Annotated in this window: 19 protein-coding genes and 1 pseudogene; 7 read left to right on the top strand and 13 right to left on the bottom strand. The window is 51.5% G+C overall.

All coding sequences use genetic code 11. The annotated features are described in order from the left end of the window. The 3 genes from J2Y43_RS02795 to J2Y43_RS02785 are packed head-to-tail and all read right to left on the bottom strand — an operon-like array spanning position 1 to position 4,503. Positions 1-2,475, bottom strand: a complete 2,475-nt coding sequence (locus tag J2Y43_RS02795; protein WP_309981360.1) for a bifunctional UDP-N-acetylmuramoyl-tripeptide:D-alanyl-D-alanine ligase/alanine racemase — start codon at positions 2,473-2,475, stop codon at positions 1-3. A 36-nt stretch (positions 2,476-2,511) separates the two neighbouring features. Continuing rightward, positions 2,512-3,642 carry a magnesium/cobalt transporter CorA gene (gene corA, locus J2Y43_RS02790; RefSeq protein ID WP_309981361.1) on the bottom strand — a complete coding sequence of 377 codons (1,131 nt, stop codon included), beginning with the start codon at positions 3,640-3,642 and terminating at the stop codon, positions 2,512-2,514. A 9-nt stretch (positions 3,643-3,651) separates the two neighbouring features. Further along, positions 3,652-4,503: a universal stress protein gene (locus tag J2Y43_RS02785; protein WP_223401279.1), complete on the bottom strand. Its 852-nt coding sequence runs from the start codon at positions 4,501-4,503 to the stop codon at positions 3,652-3,654. A gap of 443 nt (positions 4,504-4,946) precedes the next feature. On the opposite strand from J2Y43_RS02785, the gene J2Y43_RS02780 reads away from it, so the two are divergent. Together J2Y43_RS02780 and J2Y43_RS02775 are read left to right on the top strand one after the other, a co-directional pair. Continuing rightward, positions 4,947-6,347 (top strand): cation:dicarboxylate symporter family transporter, encoded by a 1,401-nt coding sequence (locus J2Y43_RS02780; protein WP_309981362.1) that lies wholly within the window; start codon positions 4,947-4,949, stop codon positions 6,345-6,347. A 26-nt stretch (positions 6,348-6,373) separates the two neighbouring features. After that, positions 6,374-6,730: an ArsC family reductase gene (locus J2Y43_RS02775; protein ID WP_309981363.1), complete on the top strand. Its 357-nt coding sequence runs from the start codon at positions 6,374-6,376 to the stop codon at positions 6,728-6,730. Here the strand turns inward: J2Y43_RS02775 and J2Y43_RS02770 are convergent. After that, complete coding sequence (locus J2Y43_RS02770) at positions 6,723-7,949, bottom strand: THUMP-like domain-containing protein (protein ID WP_309981364.1); 1,227 nt, start codon at positions 7,947-7,949, stop codon at positions 6,723-6,725. The genes J2Y43_RS02775 and J2Y43_RS02770 overlap by 8 nt on opposite strands. A gap of 248 nt (positions 7,950-8,197) precedes the next feature. Here J2Y43_RS02770 and acs point away from each other — a divergent pair, with 248 nt between their 5' ends. Further along, on the top strand, positions 8,198-10,087 hold the full coding sequence (gene acs / locus J2Y43_RS02765; protein ID WP_223401283.1) for an acetate--CoA ligase: 1,890 nt from the start codon (positions 8,198-8,200) through the stop codon (positions 10,085-10,087). 67 nt (positions 10,088-10,154) lie between these two features. Here the strand turns inward: acs and J2Y43_RS02760 are convergent, their stop codons facing one another. The 6 genes and pseudogenes from J2Y43_RS02760 to J2Y43_RS02735 all read right to left on the bottom strand — a co-directional run. Continuing rightward, positions 10,155-10,310, bottom strand: coding sequence for a FeoB-associated Cys-rich membrane protein (locus tag J2Y43_RS02760; protein ID WP_309981365.1), 156 nt, complete (start codon positions 10,308-10,310; stop codon positions 10,155-10,157). A gap of 17 nt (positions 10,311-10,327) precedes the next feature. Beyond that, positions 10,328-10,864 (bottom strand): YfiT family bacillithiol transferase, encoded by a 537-nt coding sequence (locus tag J2Y43_RS02755; RefSeq protein ID WP_309981366.1) that lies wholly within the window; start codon positions 10,862-10,864, stop codon positions 10,328-10,330. A gap of 227 nt (positions 10,865-11,091) precedes the next feature. Continuing rightward, the gene (locus J2Y43_RS02750) at positions 11,092-11,886 is read right to left on the bottom strand and encodes an inositol monophosphatase family protein (RefSeq protein WP_223401286.1); all 795 of its coding nucleotides are present in this window, start codon (positions 11,884-11,886) and stop codon (positions 11,092-11,094) included. Next, positions 11,852-13,081, bottom strand: coding sequence for a DUF4105 domain-containing protein (locus J2Y43_RS02745; protein ID WP_309981367.1), 1,230 nt, complete (start codon positions 13,079-13,081; stop codon positions 11,852-11,854). The genes J2Y43_RS02750 and J2Y43_RS02745 overlap by 35 nt, the downstream gene beginning before the upstream one ends. Beyond that, the gene (gene rsmI, locus J2Y43_RS02740; RefSeq protein WP_309981368.1) at positions 13,071-13,775 is read right to left on the bottom strand and encodes a 16S rRNA (cytidine(1402)-2'-O)-methyltransferase; all 705 of its coding nucleotides are present in this window, start codon (positions 13,773-13,775) and stop codon (positions 13,071-13,073) included. The genes J2Y43_RS02745 and rsmI overlap by 11 nt, the downstream gene beginning before the upstream one ends. After that, a pseudogene (locus J2Y43_RS02735) lies at positions 13,772-14,023 on the bottom strand (4a-hydroxytetrahydrobiopterin dehydratase); the annotation flags it as partial. The pseudogene J2Y43_RS02735 and the gene rsmI, both read right to left, overlap by 4 nt. Positions 14,024-14,311: 288 nt before the next feature. Between J2Y43_RS02735 and J2Y43_RS02730 the strand changes: the two are divergent. The 3 genes from J2Y43_RS02730 to J2Y43_RS02720 are packed head-to-tail and all read left to right on the top strand — an operon-like array spanning position 14,312 to position 16,191. Further along, positions 14,312-14,740, top strand: a complete 429-nt coding sequence (locus tag J2Y43_RS02730; RefSeq protein WP_291199239.1) for an OsmC family protein — start codon at positions 14,312-14,314, stop codon at positions 14,738-14,740. A 7-nt stretch (positions 14,741-14,747) separates the two neighbouring features. After that, positions 14,748-15,569: a thymidylate synthase gene (locus tag J2Y43_RS02725; protein ID WP_309981369.1), complete on the top strand. Its 822-nt coding sequence runs from the start codon at positions 14,748-14,750 to the stop codon at positions 15,567-15,569. A gap of 13 nt (positions 15,570-15,582) precedes the next feature. Then, positions 15,583-16,191 (top strand): trimeric intracellular cation channel family protein, encoded by a 609-nt coding sequence (locus J2Y43_RS02720; protein ID WP_309981370.1) that lies wholly within the window; start codon positions 15,583-15,585, stop codon positions 16,189-16,191. A gap of 54 nt (positions 16,192-16,245) precedes the next feature. Here the strand turns inward: J2Y43_RS02720 and J2Y43_RS02715 are convergent, their stop codons facing one another. After that, positions 16,246-17,151: a DUF2911 domain-containing protein gene (locus J2Y43_RS02715; RefSeq protein ID WP_309981371.1), complete on the bottom strand. Its 906-nt coding sequence runs from the start codon at positions 17,149-17,151 to the stop codon at positions 16,246-16,248. Positions 17,152-17,227: 76 nt separating this feature from the next. Between J2Y43_RS02715 and J2Y43_RS02710 the strand changes: the two genes are divergently transcribed. Next, positions 17,228-17,767 carry an NUDIX hydrolase gene (locus J2Y43_RS02710; RefSeq protein ID WP_309981372.1) on the top strand — a complete coding sequence of 180 codons (540 nt, stop codon included), beginning with the start codon at positions 17,228-17,230 and terminating at the stop codon, positions 17,765-17,767. Here J2Y43_RS02710 and J2Y43_RS02705 read toward each other — a convergent pair. Then, on the bottom strand, positions 17,754-19,418 hold the full coding sequence (locus J2Y43_RS02705) for a S8 family peptidase (RefSeq protein ID WP_309981373.1): 1,665 nt from the start codon (positions 19,416-19,418) through the stop codon (positions 17,754-17,756). The two genes, J2Y43_RS02710 and J2Y43_RS02705, sit on opposite strands and share 14 nt — an antisense overlap. A gap of 84 nt (positions 19,419-19,502) precedes the next feature. Continuing rightward, a complete protein-coding gene (locus tag J2Y43_RS02700; protein ID WP_309981374.1) occupies positions 19,503-21,098 on the bottom strand; it encodes an FMN-binding glutamate synthase family protein in 1,596 nt (531 codons plus the stop codon). Between the last annotated feature and the right edge of the window lie 11 nt (positions 21,099-21,109).

The following is a 21,109-nucleotide window of genomic DNA, read 5'->3' as shown; positions in this document are numbered from 1 at the left end:
TTATTCTTTGAAAAATACACGCTTGACGCGGTCGCCAATACCCGTCAGGATCTCATAGGGGATGGTGTGGATGGTTTTCGCGAGTTCTGTAATAGGGACTTCCCTACCGAAAACAATCACTTCATCCCCTTCTTCTACCTGGGCATGTGTGACGTCGATCATGGTCATGTCCATGCACACATTGCCGATAGTAGGGCATAATGTGCCATTTACCCACACCTTACCTACGCCATTGCCCAGGCCGCGGTCGTAACCGTCGGCATAACCGATCGCGAGTGTCGCAATGGCTGAATCGTGGTCGACGACGCCTTTGCGGCTATATCCCACGGTTTCGCCCGATGTGAGGTACTTCACCTGCGAAACAATGGTTTTCAATGTGCCCACCGACTGTAACGAACGCTGGTCTTGCCCGGTAGCTTCTACGCCGTACAGGCCAATGCCGAGCCGCACCATATCGAGGCGGTATTCCGGGAAGCGAACGATTCCGGCGGAGTTGAGGATGTGTTTAATGGTTTTATAGCCCAAAGTCTGCTCGATCAACTCTGCGCCTTGGATGAACTGTGCATATTGTTTTCTTGAAAACTCATTGTGTACACCTTCATCAGCACCAACCAAATGGGTGAAAATACTCGCCACTTTCAATGCGCGGTTCTCGCGAAGCTGCGCTACCAGCCATTCGTAGTCATCTTTCACGAAACCGAGGCGATGCATACCCGTATCGAGTTTCAAATGCACCGATGGCGTATTGGCCGGTTCGCCTTTTCGCGAAATGTATTCGAGCCAGTCGGTGAGGATGCGGCGGCTGTAAATTTCCGGTTCAAGTTTGTACTGCCATAGCAAGTCGAAAGTAGGCAGCGTCGCATTCATAACCATAATAGGTAATGTAATGCCGCTTTGGCGCAGCATCACACCTTCGTCGGTATAGGCTACGCCGAGGTAATCCACGCGATGATATTGCAGCAATGCGGCCACTTCAGAGCTGCCGCTGCCATAGGCGAAGGCCTTCACCATGGCCATGATCTTGGTGCCTTGTCCGGCTCTCGCACGGTAATAGTTCAGGTTGTGCACCAATGCGTCGAGGTTGATTTCGAGCACGGTACCATGCGCTTTCTGCTGAATACGGTGCACGATTTTCTCAAACGAAAAAGGTCGCGCGCCCTTTACGAGCACGAGCGTGTCGGCGAGGGTGTGGAAAGCAAATGTTTTAAGGAAAGTGTCGGTGTCGTCATAAAACTCCTGCTCGGGAATATCGAACAGCGATGCCTGGCTGCTGATCTGCTTGCCGATGCCGATGAGGCGGTCAATGCTTTTTTCGCTCAGCAGGCGGGACACCATTTTGTACAGCTCGGTCGGCGTCTGGCCGGTTTGGAGCACATCTGATAGAATGACGGTTTTGCGGTTCCGCTGCTCCTGCTGCGCCAGGAAATTGAGGGCCATCGAGAGGCCCTGCAAATCATTATTGTAGGCGTCGTCGATGATATAGGAGTGGTTAATGCCCTCTTTGAGCTCCAAACGCATGGAAACGGGTTTGAGCAACAGCACTCTTTCCTGGATTACGGCTGCTTCCAATCCGAAATCGAGCAGGAAAACAATGCAATGCGTGAGGTTTTCGAGTGAGGCATCGTCACGGAAGCCGGTTTCGAAAGTATGGCTGCCGAGCTTTCCGGTGAGGGAAATCACGGTTTTATCTTTTTGTGGGGTGTACGTCACCTGCACGTGCGAGCCTGAATAGTTGCTTCCCCAGCTCAGCGTTTCAAGGAATGCATTCACCGGTTTCAGGATCAGGCTGATCTCCTCGTCTATTTCGTGGTAGTCTTTCCGGTAAATCAGCTTTTTGACCTTCGTGAAAAGGCGCAGCTTTTCGGTGATCTTCTGTTTGCGGCTCCTGAAACCGTCGTCATGGGCTGGCCCGATATTGGTGAAAATGCCAATCGTAGGCTGCATAACCGGTTGCAGGTACTCCATTTCATGTGCTTTGGAAATGCCCGCTTCGAAAATCGCTAATGAATGCTCCTTGCTCAGGTTCCATACCGAAAGCGGTACGCCGATCTGCGAATTGTAGCTCTTGGGGCTCGCCACAATGCTCCGGCCGGGCGAGAGGAGCTGCACAAGCCATTCTTTGACGATCGTTTTGCCATTACTTCCCGCAATGCCCACCACCGGAATATCGAATTGCTTTCTTTTGGAAGCCACCAACTGCTGCAATGCACGAATGCTCGAAGCTACTACCCAGATTTGCGCGTCGTCCCAGGCGGCGGCGGTTTCGCGGAGCTCTCCGGTGAATGCGGCTTCTTCGACAACAAACTCGCGTACGCCGGCGGCATACAGCTCGGGCAGGAAACGGTGGCCGTCGTGGCGCTCACCTTTGATGGCAAAAAAGATACTCTGGCCGGGGAAAGAAACCTGACGGCTGTCGGTCAGGATGTACTGGGCTTGTGTAGTTACAATGGGGGATGTATTGACGGTAAGACTCATTCCAATGCTCGTTAATCAGAGCACAAAGGTATCAATCTACATCCATTTTTTAGTTTTGAAATAAAATATCATCCCTATCGTGACAGCGACCATCAGTCCCCACACATAGTAGTAGCCGTTGGGGTCTTTCAGTTCGGGCATAAACTCGAAATTCATCCCGTAAACGCCTACTATAAACGTCAGCGGCATGAAAACAGCCGAGAAGATCGTGAGCGTTTTCATGACCTGGTTCATTCGGTTGCTGATGGTCGATAAATGCACGTCCACCAAGCTCGCCACAAGTTCGCGGTAGGAGTCGATGGTATCAAGCACCTGCATAATGTGGTCGTAAAGGTCACGGTAATAGGGGATTGCCTCTTTGCTGATTTGCATATTATCCTCGCGGATGAGCTGGTTTACCATATCGCGCAGGGGCCATATCTGCCTGCGGGCCAGCGTGAGCTCGCGTTTGAGGGCATACATATCTTTGAGGGAAAGCTCCTGCACGCCGCGGATCACCTGGTCTTCGGTGGCGTCGAGGGCGTCGCCGAGTTTTTCGAGGACGATAAAATAGTTGTCCACCACGACGTCCATCAATGCAAACAGCAGGTAATCGGGCCCATTGCGGCGGGTTTTGCCCACGGAAGCTTCGAGCCGGTTTTCGACGGTCGTAAAAATGTCGGAAGTGAGCTCTTCCTGGAACGACAGTACGTAATTTTTGCCCAATACAAAACTCACATGCTCGGACGAAATGCTGATCGGCGATTCCGAATCGACGTGCAGCATTTTCAGGGTCAGGAACAAATGCCCGGTGTCGTACAATTCCAGCTTCGGCTTATGCTCTGTATTCACTACGTCTTCCAGCAGCAGCGGGTGCAAATGGTACAATTTTCCCAGTTTCTCGATGAGCGGGACCTCGTGGATGCCGTCGATATTCAGCCAGGTGGTAAAATTTTCACCATTTTCGGCAGACCGGCATTCGTCGAGCGATTTTACGGCCTCTTCTTTGTACATATGCTCGCTGTACCTGATCCGGCGGATTTTGGTCTTCAAACCAATATCCGGACCGATGTAGGTAAGCGTGCCCGGCGAAGTGAGCAGGCCACGCTTACGGTACTTTCTGGATTTTCTGCCGCCGTTCCGGGTGCTGCTGCCCCCGGCGGATTTGCCGCTTTCTGTCCCGTTCAAACCGTTTTGTTATTTGAGGTGAAACACCAGCAAAGGTACGTGTGTATCCACAACGAGCTTGCGTGTAATGCTCGGATTGATCAGATATTCTTCAATAAATGACCGCTCGCGGGTAGACATGATCAGCAGATCGGCCTGTACTTCATCGCAATAGGCCTCGATGCCGTCGAGCACGTGCTTCGCTTCCCGGATCACAATCTGGCCTTCACGGATCGTGAAATGCGATTTGATTTCGGTAATATACTGGTTGTCCGGCTGGATGTCGGGCTGCGTGTCCGAATTGATTTTCAGCAATGTAAGGTCGGCACCGAGGTGGTTCATCAGTACAAACACCTCGCGGAGGATATTGTTTTCCTCGTATTCGAACTGGGTGGCATACACCACTTTCTTAAACTTAGTTGGTTCGGTTTGCGGCGGTACTACCAGCACGGGGCAAGGTGAGTTGAGCGCAATATGGGTGGCCGAACTGCCGATCAGCTTGTCGAGGAAGCCGCCGGTACCGGTCCGCCCGATCACGATCATATCCGGCACATGGTCGTTAATTGCCTCTTCAATCGCCGATTGCACGGTGCCGATTGTCCAGATGGTTTTGGCATTGTATCCTTCCGCTACCAGGCGGGCCGCATATTCATCGAGCCGTTTATGAAACTCTTGTTCAAGCTCAGAGGTCATCGCCAGAAAATCGGCGCCGCCGATACCGGGCATCACATTACCGGGTGTTACGTTTACATCGGCTATATAAGGCTGATAAGCGTGCAGGATCAGTAGTTCGGTCGCATCTTTTTCGGCGATCAGTTTTGCTGCGGCCAATGCACGCTCGGCATTTTCGGAAAAATCGATGGCAATCAGGATACTTCTCATGTCGGGTTGAGTTATGTTTTGGGTATGGATTGTCCTAACATATCGATTTTAGGAACCTGAACCAAGGATTTTCGTCATCTTTTGGTCGGGATGCGGCGCCAGGCGGCATCCCTGATCCGTTCCGGATGAGATTTAATGCTGGGGTAATCTTGGAGGTTTCAAATTTTGTGCCAAATTGTATCCTGATTAGCCGCTATCAGCCTGTTCCGCACAGGCGACTCTCAGTACATTTTGTATTTGTCCAATGTGTTTACTGAATTGAAGTAAACGATTGTTTGTTTTAGTTTTTCTCTTCTGTTTAGTACAAACATTCACTCTTATTGTTCAAAGCATAAATTAAATTCTGTGTTTTGAGTAAAATGCATTGGTTGTGTTGACAATCATTAATTTGATTTTTTATAAGTTTACCGTTACAAACTAATCTAGGATACCAAATTCCCTGTATGAAGAGCAAGATTACCATTATCAATATCGTGCTGGTTACCATTGCTGCGATAGCCTCCGTTTTAAGTGCCTACGGTCTCCTGCCGTTATCTGATAGTGTGCTCATCGGCCTGCGCTGGCTGGCGCTGGCGAGCCTGATCGTGTATGCGATCCTGAAAAAGAACCTCACTACCTCGATCCTGATCTCGATGCTCGTAGGAACGGAGATCGGCTACGACTTCCCGAAGATGGGCACCGAGCTGCACTTCCTGCGGCAGATATTCCTTCAAATGATCAAAACGGTGATCGCACCGCTGCTTTTTGCTACGCTTGTGACGGGTATTGCCGGGCATTCCGACCTGAAACAGGTGGGCCGCATGGGCTGGAAATCGCTGTTGTATTTCGAGGTCGTCACCACATTTGCATTGGTCATCGGGCTTGTGTTTGCCAACTGGTTCAAACCGGGCGTCGGTATCGTACCGCCTGAAAGCCTCAACGCGACATTGCCGAAAGTGAACCAGCAGACGTGGCAGGAAATCGTGCTGCATTCATTCCCGGAGAACGTGGCCAAATCCATTTACCACGGGGAAGTGCTGCAAATCGTCGTTTTCAGCGTGCTTTTCGGCATCAGCCTTGCACTATTGCCTTCTGCGAAGAAAGAAAAATTCGTGCATGGCGTGGAGCTGCTGGCAGAGGTAATGTTCAAATTCACTAAAATCATCATGTATTTTGCGCCGATCGGCGTGGGGGCAGCCATTGCCGAAACGGTAGGCCATATGGGGATCGATGTTTTGAAAAACCTCGCATTGCTGCTCGCTACATTATATTGTGCATTGATCGTCTTCATTCTGATCGTGTTCGTGCCGGTGGCAATGATCGCCAGAATCCCGGTGATCAAATTCGCGAAAGCCATTTTCGAACCGGTATCCATTGCATTTGCTACGACCAGCTCGGAGTCCGCATTGCCCAAGGCGATGGAGAAAATGGAGAAATTCGGTGTGCCGCGCCAGATCGTATCGTTCGTAATGCCAACGGGTTATAGTTTCAACCTCGATGGTTCAACATTATACCTCGCACTCGCTACGGTGTTCGTTGCGCAGGCGACGGGTACCGAAATGTCGATCGGGCAGCAATTCACGATGGTGTTGCTATTAATGCTTACCAGCAAAGGCGTGGCGGGTATCCCTCGGGCTACTTTGGTGATATTGTTGGGCGCGATCGCTAACTTTGGCATGCCCGAATGGCCAGTATTGCTCATCATGGGGATCGACGAACTGATGGATATGGCGCGCACGTCGGTGAATGTGACCGGTAACTGTCTGGCAACCGCCGTTATCGCCCGTTGGGAAGGCGAACTTGATGATGAGAAAATGCATAATTCGGACAAGGTTGTGGAGGAACCCGCAGCTACGGAAGTCTAATCCAGTCATTTTCAGAGTAAATTTTTATGTTGACCCTTTACGGAATCCCGAATTGCGATACCATTAAAAAAGCCCGCACCTGGCTCGACAAAAACAAGGTGCCCTACCAGTTCTACGATTACAGAAAAGACGGGATCAGTCCGGAAAAAGTAAGCAGCTGGTTCAGCGAATTCCCCTGGGATAAGGTCCTGAACAAGGCTTCCACCACCTGGAAAGAGCTTAGCGAGGAAGAAAAAGCGAAAGTAACCGACGCGAAATCCGCCGCTAGACTGCTCTCGTCGAACCCTACGGCCATTAAGCGTCCGGTGATCGAAGATGAAAACGGCAAGGCGCTCACGCTGGGTTACAACGAAAAAATCTACGAAGAAACTTACCTTAAATAGGTTTCACACAAACGATCACGACTTTCGACTGATCGGCGAGGGTGGTGGCGAACAGGTAATGCTCGCCGCCATCTTTGATTTTCCACTTCTTCCTTAATTCTTCGGGCTTTGCGGGAAAATTGCGGGTGGTGATGTTCGCTTTATCGCCTGGAATATGCTGTACAATCTCCCGGATATCGGGCTTGCAGACGGCCACGATCTTGAAACTGCGGCCCGGGAATGCGCCGACATAATCTTCCGAAGTATATAGCTGGCTGTGCATGGCCAGTTTCTGCACATCAAATCGCGTGCAAAGCGTTTTAAATGCACCTGCTTTCAGCACCGCGGCGTGCGGTTCATACAAATAACCCAGTGGTTTGGAATAACTTACGAATGCATTCCGCTCTTCCTCGCGGTCGAAATCGAGCTGGTGAATGGGTTGGCCGGCAGCGTCGATGATGCGGACTTTGATTTTGAAATCCCGCTCCGGCATTTCGCGATCTAGTACGAAAAGCAGCTCCTTACATTCCTGTTCATAGCCCATTACGTGCACCTCTTTCAGTTTTTGGAGCTCTTTGGATGCCAGGTCGATGTCGAGCAAGGGGGAGGTTTTGATTAAAATGTTTGGGGCTGCATTTAAAAGTAGTGCTGCGTTTCCCGCAACGTCGGGTGTGCAATCGGCCAGCCGCACTACTTTTTCCTTGTTGGCGTCGCGTCGGGCAGGGTCGGCATAGAGCCAGTCGGCGGTGAGGCCGTCCTGCAATGCGGCCAGCGATTCTCTCGCGTGTACGTGTATGCGTGTAGCGCCCAGTTGCGCGAAGTTGTACGCGGCCGAGGATGCGACCTGGGGCTGTTGCTCGAAATAGTGGGTTTCGGCAAAGCCGCGGCTCATGTAGTAGCAATCGATACCCATGCCCCCGGTGATGTCGATCAGCGTTTCGCCGGAAACCATGCCGGCCTTGTAATGCGCTGTGGCTTCCGATGAGCATTGTTCCACAGACAGGGCAGGCGGGAATATCAGGTTTTCGTTGGCCGACCATTCCGGTAATTTTTTCAGTGCTTTCTGGCGCGACTGAATTTGGGCTGCGAGCTTTTTCACATCCAGTCCCCTGAACTTGCCGGCTTTCAGGATCAGCTCGCCCGGATTGTCGTGCAGATGCTCGCGGATAAATGCGATCTCGGTTTCCGTTAATCCATTGTGTGCATTGCCTTCCGCAGCCATTTCATGCCCTTTGCTCATTTGTTCAATTAGTTCGAAGCCCGAAAGTACATCTTTTTTACCCAGCGGCGGTAATAGCGGTTCCCCGGGGACGGATTTTGAAATATTATTAGAATGATAACAATTGCTGATCTTTCGCTATCGATTGATTATCAATAAAATGGCCTGCAAGTGTCCGTAATACAGTTTCTGTGCAAGTAGGACTAACCAAATGAAAATTATAACTTCACAGCCAAATCCTAAATTTCCTGTTAAAACCTTTATTTATCATGAGAATTAAGACCTTTGAAGAGTACAAGGTTGCTTACCAACAAAGTGTAGACGATCCCGAAGGTTTCTGGGCGGAAGTAGCCCAACAATTTCAATGGCGTAAACCGTGGAAGAAAGTGCTTAGCTGGGACTTTCAGGAAGCGCGTACAAAATGGTTCGAAGGCGGTGTGATGAACATCACCGAGAACGCTCTCGACCGTCACCTGGCCGAACGCGGCGACCAGCCCGCGATTATCTGGGAGCCTAACAATCCCGAAGATCAGGCGGTGACGCTTACCTACCATGTATTGTTTGAACAGGTTTGCCGTTTTGCCAACGTGCTCAAAAAGCACGGGGTAAAAAAGGGCGACCGCATTTGTATATACCTGCCGATGGTACCCGAGCTGGCGGTTGCCGTGCTCGCCTGTGCACGCATTGGCGCGGTGCATTCGGTGGTTTTCGGTGGTTTTTCCGCCAAATCGATCGCCGACCGCATTAATGACGCCGAATGTTCGATGGTGATCACTTCCGACGGTGCATTCCGCGGATCGAAAGTGATTCCGATGAAGGATACCGTGGACGAGGCATTGGTACAATGCTCGACGGTGCAGAAAGTGATCGTGCTCACCCGTACCCGCACCCCGGTGCATATGCTGAAAGGCCGCGACCTGTGGTGGGAAGATGAAATGAAACAAGTAAACTCCGTATGCCCGGCCGAGCCGATGGATGCGGAGGATATGCTGTTCATCCTTTATACTTCCGGCTCAACCGGTAAGCCGAAAGGCGTAGTACATACCTGCGGTGGTTACATGGTGTACGCGACTTACACATTTGCGAATGTATTCCAGTACGAGCCGGGCGAGGTGCATTTTTGTACTGCCGATATCGGTTGGATCACCGGGCACAGCTACATCGTGTATGGGCCGCTTTGCTACGGCGCTACTTCCGTGGTATTCGAGGGCGTTCCTACTTACCCGGATGCAAGTCGTTTCTGGAAAATCGTTGAAAGACATAAAGTTAATATCCTTTATACCGCACCAACCGCCATCCGCTCGCTGATGGGCTTTGGTTTGGATTATGTAAAAGGGCATGATTTCTCTTCATTGAAAAAATTGGGTTCCGTAGGTGAGCCGATCAACGAGGAAGCATGGCATTGGTACAAAACCAACATCGGCGGCGATCACTGCCCGCTGGTAGATACCTGGTGGCAGACCGAAAACGGGGGCATCATGATCTCCCCGCTGGCAGGCGTAACGCCCGAGAAGCCGACATTCGCGACATTGCCATTGCCGGGTATCCAGCCGGTGTTGGTGGATGAAAGCGGTAATGAAATCGAAGGAAACGGAGTGAGCGGTAACCTTTGTATCAAATTCCCTTGGCCGGGTATTATCCGCACGACCTACGGCGACCATGAGCGCTGCCGTCAGACCTACTTCTCGACTTATCCCGGAAAGTATTTCACCGGCGACGGGTGTTTGCGCGATGAGGACGGCTACTACCGCATTACCGGCCGCGTCGACGACGTGTTGAACGTGTCAGGTCACCGTATCGGCACCGCCGAAGTGGAGAATGCGATCAATATGCACCTGGGTGTGGTGGAGTCGGCCGTGGTAGGCTACCCGCACGACATTAAAGGCCAGGGGATTTATGCGTTTGTTATTGCCGAGCAGACGTCGGAAGACCCTGATATGTTCCGCAAGGACATCGCGGTGACTGTTTCCCGCATCATTGGCCCTATTGCCAAGCCCGACAAAATCCAGTTTGTATCCGGTCTGCCCAAAACGCGTTCGGGCAAAATCATGCGCCGGATTCTGAGGAAAATCTCGGAAGGCGATGTGAGTAACTTAGGAGATACCTCCACATTGCTTGATCCTGCCGTTGTGGAGGAGATCAAGGCAGGGAAGTTGTAACATTAAGAATACATATAAGTCAAAAGGCCCCGATCGGGGCCTTTTGCATTTTCTCTGAACGAGAAATCTATTTGATTTTAACCGAATTCACTTTATCGGCAGCGCAACCGCACCCTTTGGCGCACCCGCCGCTGTTACGCCGGTCGAATGCTTTCCAGATCCGCCAGCCCATGTAACCTGCCGCGGTCAGAAACAATGCCCAAATGATGATCTGCTGCTCCATGGTTCTTTAACCGTATTTTACTGCCAATTGTTCCGCTGCGCCAGCCTGAATGCGTGCTGGTAGTGGTGCTCGCTATGCCATGCATAGTTGGCGATCACCTCGTCGAGACGGTACAATTTCTGGGAACCGGGGTGGAAATAGGTTCGTGCGAGGTCATTTTCATCCAGCGAATTCAGGAGTAATACCCAGCGCAAATGCACGTACCGGAGCAATTGGAGCGACAATTCGACCTGCGCAGTTTTGGCATCCGGCAATTCGGCCCACAATTGTTCCTCGTAAGGTCTGATCGTCGGGTTATCCTCAGTCAGTGCCAGCCTGCAACGGGTATAAGCATTAATATGGCTGTCGGCCACATGGTGGATCAGCTGGCGCACCGTCCAACCGCCGGGGCGGTAGGGGGTATCCAGGCGATGATCGTCCCAATTGCCCAGCAGGTTGATGAACTTTGAAGGCAATGCGCTGATAATCTGGATGTTTGATTTGATCTCGGAAGGCGTATAGCTTTCCTGTGATTGAAATTCGCCGATAGGGTATTTGAGTTCGTGCAAGTCCATGGTGCGGTATTAATTATGACCGGGTCGCCGGTGCGATGAGTGAATGGTTATGGGTCATTTATGGTCAGGTGTAGTCATTTATGGTCAGGTGTAGTCATTTGTGGTCGGGTGTAGTCATTTATAGTCGGGTGTAGTTTCATTTTGAATACTAATCATGACTACAAATAACTACCCCTGACTATACATGACTACCAATGACCATTCCTGACCTCCTGACTTTTAATCGTTCAGAAATTTTCGCTAATGACCTGAACGAGTTCGGGATGCGCGCCGGGGGCCGCTGCGATAATGTCGCCTCCGAAAAGGTAGTTGTCGCCGCCGCTGAAATCCGTCACGATGCCGCCCGCTTCTTTAATGAGCAACGTTCCCGCCGCCATATCCCAGGAGTTCAGGTTGTATTCGTAAAAACCGTCGAAACGGCCTGCTGCCACATACGCCAGATCTACTGCCGCTGCGCCCATCCGGCGAATGCCGTGCGTCCTTTGCATGAGCAGTTCGAGGATATACATATAGCGTTTCTGCTTCTCGAAGCGATAATAGGGGAAGCCGGTTGCCACCAGGGCGTCGGCCAATTGGGGTACCGTCGATATTTTGATATTCTTTCCATTGCACCAAGCGCCTCCGCCCTGCCAGCCGTAGAACATTTCGTTCAGACTCGGTTCGTGGATCACGCCCAGGAGCAGCTCCTTTCCGCGCGCGAGGCCTACGCTCACGCAATACACGGGAATGCCATGGATGAAGTTGGTGGTACCGTCCAGCGGGTCGATGATCCAGTTCAATGCATCGGGGTCGGGTTCCTGGCCGGTGGTACCTTCTTCGGTGATGAAACTGGCTTCCGGGAGAACTTCCTTCAAGCCTGCAACAAGCAGTTTTTCAGCTTCCTTGTCGACATAGGAAACGAGGTTGTTGAGGTCTTTGTACTCAATTTTGTCACGAGAAAAAAGGGCAGCTTCCTGCTGGATAAATGAGGACGCCTGCCTTACTATTTCAATGGTTTTTTGTGTCAGCAACTCCAGATCCATACGCAATTTCCTTTTGGGGAATTTTTGAAAGTGAATTGTTAATATAGTAAACCCTGATGATCAGCGTCGCCAGGATGGGAATTAACACCAGATTATGCTTTGCGAGGTTACCCGTTGCGCAAAGTAAGAGGAATGCATAAAAAATCAACAGAAATTGAAACCAGCTTGGTTTCCGCTTTTTCGAAAGCGAGAAAATGAGCGGCATCCACAGCGGAAATGCCCAGAGTACATCGTAATTCCAGCTGGTAACGCCGTGGTTCGTACCAAACCATAGTAGTAAGAGAATCCAGCCGGCAATGCCTGCAATGCCGAAAAGCACTTTATCGAACACAAAATTGACCCGTTCGGTACGGATTTGCCAGTAGGTAAATGCTAATGTCAGGATCGCCAGCGACCAGAAAACGACGGTGGGCGTTATCGGACTCACCGGCGGAGGAGGACTGGCGGTGAATATGGGTCTCGTTGCGGATACCAATGGCGCAGTGCCGGTAGCCGTTTTTACTTTGGCATCGGCAAATGCCGTGGCGAGGTTATCGGGCAGAAAAGTGGCTTGCTCGGGTGTCGCGATTTCGTCGGAAGGAGCACCTATCGCCAGGTCCATTCCGAAATCAGCCCACGGATTTTGCTTGAATGCGTACAGGTCGATCCACTGGCGGAAGCTCCGTTTTTCTTTGGTATAACCATTGTAAATTAGGCTGTCGCCGACGGCCGCCTTCAATGCGACGGTCATGCGGGTGGCACAATTGTCGTAAAAGAACTTGTACTGGTATTCCCGGTTCTCGGGCAGGTAGTTATTTTCGAGAAAGTTGTAAAGCCTTTGTTTTTGGGGGATTGAAAGATTCAAAACCTGCTCGGAAATGGAGCGGTTTTCTTCCTGATAATGCGCGACCTGATAGGAGAGGGGCGAAACAGAAAGGCTGTAAGGCAATGTCCCTCTCAGGAATTTAATGTAAAAATTCCCTTCCTGAAAACTGAATGTGCCATAGTTGAATGCACGGTCGACGCCCGTCATGGGGTCGTAAACCCACAGGACGCTATGCCCGAAGCCGGAATAGAGCTCCTGTCCGGGGGCTACCGTAACCAGACTGATTTTTGCCGAAGGACTCAAAATACCAAACTGCGCCCGGGAAACGACCGGCATGGCTACCCAGACAAGGCAGATTAATAGGGCTAATCTTAAATGTTTAATCCTCATCTTCGTCGTTCGATTTTCTCTTTTCATCGGCTTTACCAGCCACTACAATTACGATTTCACCTTTTACAGGTTTGTCGCCAAAATGCGCGATGACCTCCGTCACGGTCCCGCGCACGTTTTCTTCAAACATTTTACTCAATTCCCTCGAAACACAAACCTGCCTGTCGGCACCGAAATGCTCGGCGAACTGCTGCAAAGCCTTGACAAGCCGGTGCGGCGATTCGTAGAAAATCATTGTCCGTTCTTCGTTAGCGAGGTTTTGCAGCCGTGTTTGACGGCCTTTTTTGTGCGGTAAGAAACCTTCGAATGTAAACCGGTCGCTCGGTAGGCCGGAATTGACCAGCGCAGGCACGAATGCGGTGGGCCCGGGCAGGCATTCTACGGGTACGCCCTCGCGTATACAGGCGCGCACGAGCAGGAAGCCGGGGTCGGACACGGCGGGTGTACCCGCATCGGATACAAGCGCCAATGTCTCGCCCTTGCGGATGCGCTCCACCACGCGCGCGACGGTCTGGTGCTCGTTATGAATGTGGTAGCTCTGTAATGGCTTCGAAATGCCCAGGTGTTTGAGCAGGTTCCCCGATGTACGGGTGTCTTCTGCAAGGACCGCATCAACGCTTTTCAGCACGTTGATAGCCCTTAATGTAATGTCTTCGAGGTTGCCGATCGGCGTGGGTACTATGTAAAGTTTCATGCGTTGTAAATCCGGTCGATCGCCGCAGCCAGCTTATGGTCCTTTTCGGTTACGGTGTCGCCGGCATCGTGGGTATTCAATTCAAAACTGACCTTGTTGTACATATTCGTCCAGTAGGGATGATGGTCCATTTCGTTCACAACATCGGCCACTTTGTTCATAAAGGCAAAAGCCGCGCGGAAATCCTTGAATGAAAAGCTCTTTTTGAGTTTGTTATCTTCTTCCTGCCACATGGTTTTCGGTGTTTTGTTGAGTTGGTTTTGCCAAAATACTTATGCCAGGGCTTGCCGTATTGCGGGCGGCAGGCTGGATTTCCGCACCCGAATATAAGGCTATTCTTCGTGAAATTGCACGCCGACTTAGCCCTTTCAAGACCGATCGAGTATATTTGAACTTTGGCCGGGGTTAAAAGCTTTAGAGAGTATACGTGCCGATTGAGCATGCAGGCCAGAGGCCTCCGAATAGTCGGTACGAAACAGGAGCTTCGCACCATATTGATAAATTAACGACAGCCTGCGAAACAGCAGGCAAACATTATGAAAGTAGAACTAGTCCGCGTAGATGACGCCTTCCATTTCGAAGGCACCGGTTCCTCCGAAGTAAAAGTACATACCGACGGCTCGCCTGAAATCGGCGGCCAGAACCTCGGCGTGAGGCCGATGGAGCTGTTGCTGATGGGCCTCGCAAGTTGCAGCGCTATCGATGTGGTGCTTATTCTCAAAAAGCAGCGCCAGGAAATCACCGATTTCCGCATCGTAGCCGATGGTGACCGCGAGCAGGAGCCGGATACCCAGCGCAAGCCGTTCCGTAAAATCCATTTGACATTTAAATTCGCGGGTGTGAACCTCGACGAGGCCAAGATCCAGCGCGCGATCGGTCTTTCGATGGAGAAATACTGCTCCGCAACCGCTCAGCTGGAAGCGCTGGCGACCATTACTTACGACGTTGAAATTGCCTCAGCTTAAATAACTCATGCAACAATACCACGACCTGCTGCGCCACATTCTGAAAGAGGGCGTCAGGAAAACCGACCGGACCGGCACCGGCACGATCAGCGTGTTCGGCTACCAGATGCGTTTCGACCTTAAAAAGGGCTTCCCGCTGGTGACGACCAAGAAAGTGCATACCAAATCGATCATCCACGAGCTGTTGTGGTTTCTGCAAGGCGATACCAATATCGGTTACCTGAAAGAGCACGGCGTGTCGATCTGGGACGAGTGGGCTGATGAAAACGGCGACCTCGGACCGGTTTACGGCAAACAATGGCGGAGTTGGGAAGGTGCCGACGGCAAATCGGTGGATCAGTTGCAGGAGGTTTTGAAACAACTCAAAAACTCGCCCGACTCGCGCCGCATTATCGTTTCGGCATGGAACCCGTCGGAACTGCCGCAAATGAAACTGCATCCATGCCACGCATTGTTCCAGTTTTATGTAGCGCCGCCCGATACCGAAGCTGGTGAAACGAAAGGAAAACTCTCGTGTCAGCTATATCAACGCAGCGCGGATGTGTTCCTGGGCGTGCCCTTCAACATTGCGAGCTATGCATTGCTCACGATGATGATCGCCCGCGAATGCGACCTCGATCTGGGCGATTTCGTCTGGACCGGTGGAGACACCCACATTTACCTCAACCATTTGGAGCAGGTAGAAACGCAGCTGAGCCGTGAACCGCGCGCATTGCCGCAAATGATCCTGAACCCGGAGGTGAAAAACGTGCTGGACTTCAAATTCGAGGATTTCGAGCTCGTGAACTACAACCCGTGGCCGGGTATCAAGGCTCCGGTAGCGGTGTAATATTCGTCGCGGGATGAGCATTCAATATATATTAGAGATCGTCGGGACATTCGCATTCGCGATTTCCGGCGCATTGGCTGTGAAGGATCAGAAGCACCAGGATTGGTTTGGTGCGAGCTTCACAGCCTTTATTTCTTCCATCGGCGGCGGTACGCTGCGCGATGTGTTGCTGGACAGCTACCCGTTGGTGTGGATCAGCGATATCACGATCATCCACGCCATTATCCTGGGTATTTTAGTCACATTCATTTTTTACAAATTCCTGCTCAGGCTTCGGAAAACGCTATTCCTGTTCGACACTTTCGGAATTGCGCTGTTTACTTTGGTGGGGACTGAAAAGGCATTGAACCTGGGCGTAAGGCCGGAAATCGCCGTGATCATGGGCGTTTTTACCGCCACCATGGGCGGGGTGATCCGCGATATGATGACAAACGAAATCCCGATCATTTACCGGAAAGAAGTATACGCTACCGCGTGCTTCAGCGGTGCGTGCGTGTACCTGATCCTCGATGGGCTCGGCGTAGAGCGAAATACAACATTCATCGTTTCGGCCCTCGTGATCATTGTGCTCCGCATTCTGGCGGTGCGCAATGGATGGAGCGTTCCCCGCTTTTTCAGGTAAAAAAAGAGACCGCCGGATAATCGCCGGCGGTCTCTGCATTCAAAGAATACTGTCTTATTTCTTCTTCTTTTTAACGGTCGAAACAGCTTCTTTCACCGGTGCGGCTTTGGCTTGCATATCTGCGATGGCCTTTTCAACTTGCGGCTTGTAGAAGTTGTAAGCACCGTCGGGAGCGGCTGCGCCTACCGTCAATGCTTTTTGAGCCACAGGGATCGCTTCCGCGGTTTTGCCCAGTTTGTTGAGGATTTGCGCTTTGGTCCATAATGCACCGAATGATTCCTTTAAGCCAATGGCCTTATCAGCCAATGACAATGCTACCTGCAAATCCTTGCCTTTTGAAAGCATATAAGCAGCCGTGCTTTGTAATGTAGCTACGTCCTCGGGCTTCTCGGCAACGGCTTTGTTCAAAGCGGTCATGGTGAGCGACTCGGTACTTACCGCAAGAGGAACGGGTACAGTCACCGACGACCACGAAAGGTTCAGCAATGCGGTGCTGTCCGTCACCGGCTCGATTTCGATTTTGAATGCTTCATTGTATTCGCTGGAAGTAGGGACAACCATTGTACGCGCTACGTCTTCCGACTCTTTATAGTTATCGGTACCGCCCTGCTCATAGTTTTTATTCAAAATAACCGTCCACGCAGCGCCATTAGGGATCGAAAACAATGCATACTTGCCGGCAGGCACTTTTTTGCCGCCGAATGTAAACTCTGTGCTAGACTCGAAGATGGTCGCCATGTTGGCACCGGTGCGCCAGATCTGGTCGTACGGAGCGAGCGCAGAGGCATCGGCGAATACTTTACGGCCTTTAATGAACGGACGGGAATATTTAACGGTGAAATCGGTTACACCTACGGTTTGCATTACGGTGGCTGCGGGGCTGGGTGCCGGCACGCGCTGTGCCATTGCACTGGTTGCCATGAGGGCAGCGAGGGACATGGATAATAGATACTTTTTCATTGATTGAATAAGGTGGTTTATTGCTTTCAGTGTTAAACTTGTGGTGAAATTAGAACGAAAAAACCAGATAGTCTAAATGAATAGGGACAGTTTGCTCGCATTGCTCGCATCGTACGAACCGGAGCAGGGCTTAGAGGCTGAAATGCACAGCGATACGGTCAATTTTGTGAAACAACATCCCGAATGTTTCGAACGTAGCCTGCTGATCGGGCACATTACGGCCTCCGGCTGGGTGCTTTCGCCGGGGAAGGATGCGGTACTGCTTATGCATCACCGCAAGCTCGACCGCTGGTTCCAACCCGGCGGCCATTGCGACGGCGATCCCGATGTGCGCGAGGTAGCGATGAAAGAGGTAATGGAAGAAACCGGTATTACCAACCTGCAAGCATTGAAAGACGGGATTTTCGACGTCGATGTGCATTTAATTCCTGCTAACAAAGAAATACCGGAGCACTACCATTACGATATCCGCTTCGCATTCAAAGCAGCCGAAGGGCAGGAAATTGTATTAAACAGCGAATCCAAGGACGTGCAATGGGTGCCTGTCTCCGAGGTACAGCATTCGAACGACTCGGAGTCGATTATGCGGATGGTCAGGAAAACTAGCGCTTTATAAATTTCAGCGTTCTTTCCTGGTTGTCCACTTTGAGGCGAACCAGGTAAAGACCGGATGCCAACTGGCCGGTAGCAATGGTATGTTTGCCGGTAAGGCGTGCCGCTGCTGCGTGCATGGTCGCGCCGTTTGCTGCGTACACGCTCACATGGGCTGTTTTGCCGATCAATGTTTGTGGAATGGTCAGCGTCACTTCATCCTGTGCCGGATTGGGCGAAAGAATGACGGAGCTCAGGAGCTCTCCTTCGGTACCCAGCGGGGAAAATTCGTTTTGAGCTATTTCCTGGGCTTTGATCAGGTTGGGGACGCCATAACCCAGCATATTGTCGGGTGTTGCCGCCAGGTGCCCCGATTTTTTTAGTACATAAATAATCTGCTGCGCCGTCAGATTCGGAAACGCCTGCCAGAGAATAGCAGCTACCCCGGCGATTTGCGGAGCTGAAAATGAAGTGCCATAGCCGCTGGATGCGCCGCCGTTCAGATCTCCGATGGTAGCTCCCGCACCGACCGCCGCAACGTCGGGTTTCCGCACGCCTGCGGAGTTGGGCCCCACCGAACTCAACGAGGCATAGCTGCGATCATAGTTCGTCGCCCCGACGGTCAGTACCGAATCCACATCGGCCGGTGCTCCGATGTAGTGCCAGCTGTTGTTTCCGTCATTACCAGCCGAATTTACAACCAGAATACCCTTACGTGTCGCGTAACGCGCAGCGCGGCTCACGATCGTCGTTTTGCCGTCCATGTCCTTATAGGTATGGTTGTAGGCAGGGGAGTCGAACTCGTCCTCGAATGTAGTGTAGCCGAGCGAGGAGTTGATCACGTCCGCGCCGAGGCTGTCGGCACGTTCGGCAGCCATGAGCCAGGTGATTTCTTCATAGGGCGATTCGCCCGCATTATTTTCTGTTACATACAATGCAAATGAGGCTTTGAATGCGGTGCCTACCAATGTGCCGGGCAAGTAACCGGCTATGGTCGACATGACATTCAGGCCGTGGAAGCCGTCGTTGTAGATATTCCCGTCACGCGCAACGAAATCGTGGGTGTCGATAATTCGTTTTTCGTCACGCAGCTGTTTGAAATAGGCTACTTCATCAGCTTTTGCAAAACCATTGTCGAGAATGGCAATGAGCATGTTTTCACCCTGGAAGCCTTTTTTGTGCATATCGGCCACTTCCATGAGGGCGAGCTGGGTATTCATTTTACCGTAATCGATATCGGCAGTTGTGCCGAGCTTCTGATGCGTGGCTGCGGTGCGGGCAATGCCGGGCGATTTGGAGGTGATATTAGCTACCGGAAGGTTCAACTCAATGCCTTTGTAGAAGGGCATTGCCTTAATTTGGGCCAGCTGGGCGTCGGATGCCTCGATTAATGCACCATTGAACCAACGGGTAGGGTAGATGACTTTCGCGCCCGTCTGGCGTATGAGTGAAAGATGGATTTGTTCTACCGGCAGGTCATTTTCCGTGATGGGGATATTTTGCTTTTTGCGGCGGTCGACGGCACGTGGCGACAGGAACTCGGTAGGTTTATCCAGAGAATATGTACCCTCCGATTTTTGTTTAAACAGGACCAGGTATCTCGGATAACTCTGTGCGAAAACGGCAGCCTGGACTATAACGAATGCAAATGCGGTAAGCAGTAAAGTTTTTTTCATGGACACGGTTTTTTGAAAGCAACGTTCATTGCTTCTTTTTCCATATACTTCTCCAAAGGCAAAATTGTGGCGGTTATCCTGTGGTTAGGCTACTTTTTCGCCCGGTATGTCTCGGCCGCCGAGATGGTCGCATTCGAGCAATGCTTTGATGCCGGGGAAAGGTACGACGGTTTTGAGATAACCATAATTATCAGCCAATGTAATGGTGCGGTTGTTATCGCCCATCGAAATGTCGATATCCGCCATACCGAATTGGCAAGGGTGCTCGTAACCCGAAGCGTGGGTGATTTCGATGATCTCCTTCGCCAGGGTTTTCATGTAATTGTTGAACCGCTCGCTTTTCAGTGCCGGATCAATGCCCGATTCCAGCCATTTGTTGTTGGTGGCAATGCCGGTAGGGCAGCGGTTGGTGTGGCAGCTCTGCGCCTGAATGCAGCCGATCGAAAGCATGGCCTCGCGGGCTACATTAATGATGTCGGCTCCCATCGCAAATGCCATTACGGCCTGCGCAGGCAAACCAAGTTTGCCCGAAGCGATGAAGGTAATTTTGTCGTTGAGGTTATGTTTCTGGAATATTTTATAAACCGTGCTGAATGCAAAAACGAGTGGCAGCGACACGTGGTCTGCAAATGACGGAGGGGCCGCGCCGGTACCTCCCTCGCCCCCATCGATGGTGATAAAGTCCGGCCCTTTGCCGGTTTCGACCATGAGATCGGCGAGCTCTTCCCACATTTCCGTTTTACCCACGGCTGATTTAATGCCCACGGGCAAACCAGTTTCGGCAGCCATTGCTTCGATGAAGTCGATCATCTCACGCACATTCGAGAATGCGCTGTGGTAAGGTGGCGAAACAACGTCCTTCCCGATGGGTACACCGCGGATTTCAGCAATTTCGGCCGTGATTTTGCTCGCCGGCAGCACACCGCCCTTGCCGGGTTTGGCGCCCTGCGATAGTTTCAGTTCGATCATCCGAACCGCCGGATTGCTCTGCATCAGTTGCACCAGCTTATCCATCACGAAATTCCCGTCCTCATCACGCACGCCGAAGTACGAGGTTCCCATATTGAAAACCACATCCGCTCCATATTTGTGGTAAGGAGAAAGTCCGCCCTCGCCGGTATTATGGTAGTTGCCGAATTTGAAGGAACCTTTATTTAAAGACTCAATAGCCCGTGCCGAGAGCGATCCGTAGCTCATCGCGCTCACATTCACGATCGAGCGCGGACGGTAAGGGCGCTTGCGTTGGTGGTACGCGCCAATGACCTTGGCGCTCGGAATGGTGTAATGGTGCGGATCGTTGCCGTTTTTGACGTGGTGGCTGTGCGTCGAATCCACGCGATAGGGAAGCATGGCGGGTTTGATGAGCACGTAACCCGCTTCCTGCATATTCTGGTCGGTGCCGAAGCCCTGGTAGTTGTTCTCCTTTTTGGAAGAGGCATAAATCCAGGAGCGCTGCCGGCGGTTAAATGGCAGCTCCTCCCGGTTGTTGGCGACAATGTACTGGCGCAGTTCCGGCCCGATCGTCTCGATCATGTACCGGAAATGCCCTACCAAGGGAAAGTTATGCTGAATGGTGTGCCTCTTTTGTAATACATCCCGGAGGGCAATAATGATGGCAATAACCAGAATGATGTAAAGCCAAACAGGCACCGATGCCAGGAACGACCAGACAGTTTCCATAAACAATTCCA

The sequence above is a fragment of the Dyadobacter sp. BE31 genome, assembly GCF_031457695.1.
GTDB lineage: Bacteria > Bacteroidota > Bacteroidia > Cytophagales > Spirosomataceae > Dyadobacter.
This window is presented reverse-complemented; position numbering and strand designations above follow the sequence as displayed.